This window comes from Leyella stercorea (assembly GCF_019052365.1).
Classification (GTDB): Bacteria; Bacteroidota; Bacteroidia; order Bacteroidales; family Bacteroidaceae; genus Prevotella.
The window spans coordinates 1-1,770 of sequence record NZ_JAHQUY010000148.1 but is presented as its reverse complement, the minus strand read 5'-3'; the positions used below and the strand labels follow the sequence as shown (position 1 = coordinate 1,770).

The following is a 1,770-nucleotide window of genomic DNA, read 5'->3' as shown; positions in this document are numbered from 1 at the left end:
ACACGGCTACAGATATTTCTGCATAGATAAAACTTCATAGAACAGAGTGCAAAATAAACTGTGTCAAGCTATAATAATGATGGTTTAACAAATATTAAATGAGAAAATTGAGTTTTAAAATGGTCATAAGAGCATATTTAATATGTGCTCTTATGACATCAATATTAGGAATTATATCATGCAGTGTTCATGACATAATAAATTGGTTTCCAATCGTATTACTTTATGCTTGGATAATATTGTCTCCAATATCTATTTTAGCATTGATAACTGTATATTTATTGGGAATTCAAAGAGATTGGATTTGTAAGATACCGTTAATTTGCTTATGCGCATTTATAGTATATTTTATAAACCTAAACTCATCAGAATCTTATTTGATTAATTTTTTTGCAACCCAAACCGTACCATATGACCTTCTATATTACAATAATGGAATAGAGATAAGGGTCAATGACACTATTTTTTCTATTTTCACATGGGTATTATCGTATTTTATATTAGTATTGCTTATTGTTATATCTACAATTATGTATAGATTTTTTAAAAAGCATAGCAAAATAAAATTATTCTAAAATAAAGTGTTCTCATAAGTGATGATACTAAATCATTCTGTACAATGCTCACCATCCAGCACAGCGGCCCAGACGGTGAGATTACCACCACCTTCGAGTACGACGGCATCCAGCGACTTGTAAGGGTCACAGACACGGAGGGCAATGTTACCACATCCACTTACGACATGGGTGACCGCCGCACGGAAGTAAACCATACTGCAAGCGGCATCACCACCTTCACGTATGATGCACTCGGAAATGTACTGACCAAGCAGAAGTTGACCATATAATACCACGAAGTAAGGGAGGTAGTAATTCTACAAGAAATGCCCAAGTCCTATCTAAAAAACAAAATGGTCAAAAGAGCAATCATTGACTAATTCATTAACCCAAAACTTGCCAATGCCATAAATAACATTGGCAAGTTTCTAAAATTTCAAATAATGGATAAAACAGAAACGATAGTACAATTAAAAAAATTGCTTGCAAGTAAAAAAGCGGCAGATTTGTTAAAGGCCTTAAAAAAACTTCAACGCAATTATTTCCATGAATTTGGGAATACAGTAGTTGATATTTTCGAAGAAAGATATAAAAGAAATATATCATGGGAAGTACAAGTCGAGGCAATTAAAATAATAGGTAAACAGCATTTGGTTAAAGCCTTACCTTTGTTAGAACAAATAGTAAAAAAAAATATGGAGCATGATATGGTAACGATGGAAGCTGCTGCTGCATATTTCAGAATTGTTAGATTGAATATGAGAGATGTATCTCCTATCATAAAATCTTTTGGAAACATTGGCTTTTCTATTGGAGAAGGTTTTTTAAATGTTTTGGGCGAGGACAATATGACTCCTAATATAGAAGAACAAGAGTTAATAATACTGTATTTTTGGCATTTTGGTGAGAACGTGGACAAAGGAATATTAGATCCAAAATTCGGATTAGTAAAAGCTTGCCTAAAATGGCAAGCTCCCAGTGTTTCTTCTTTTATAGAATACTGTCTTACAATTAAAGATTCACGAATCAGTTCCTTGCTAAAGAAAATTGGAACTAAAGAAGTTTGATTTCCAGAGAGTGTAAAATAAACTAAAGAGGGCTTCAAATGACCTAAAGATTACCAGCAAGCCTCTCTCACCTTAAAAAATCTCTTAAAGTAGACTCATAATATTAAAAGAAATAATATGGGAAAATATAAATTATTTTTTTTGTT

General features: G+C 32.3%; 3 protein-coding genes. All 3 read left to right on the top strand.

Annotated elements, in window-relative coordinates:
- The first annotated feature begins 619 nt into the window (after positions 1–619).
- The 3 genes from KTQ90_RS13180 to KTQ90_RS13170 all read left to right on the top strand — a co-directional run bounded on the left by KTQ90_RS13180 (position 620) and on the right by KTQ90_RS13170 (position 1,624).
- Positions 620–847: an RHS repeat domain-containing protein gene (locus KTQ90_RS13180; protein ID WP_254359732.1), complete on the top strand. Its 228-nt coding sequence runs from the start codon at positions 620–622 to the stop codon at positions 845–847.
- Positions 844–933 carry an HNH endonuclease gene (locus tag KTQ90_RS13995; RefSeq protein WP_217348442.1) on the top strand — a complete coding sequence of 30 codons (90 nt, stop codon included), beginning with the start codon at positions 844–846 and terminating at the stop codon, positions 931–933. The genes KTQ90_RS13180 and KTQ90_RS13995 overlap by 4 nt, the downstream gene beginning before the upstream one ends.
- A gap of 67 nt (positions 934–1,000) precedes the next feature.
- Positions 1,001–1,624 (top strand): hypothetical protein, encoded by a 624-nt coding sequence (locus KTQ90_RS13170; protein ID WP_217318807.1) that lies wholly within the window; start codon positions 1,001–1,003, stop codon positions 1,622–1,624.
- Positions 1,625–1,770 lie beyond the last annotated feature (146 nt).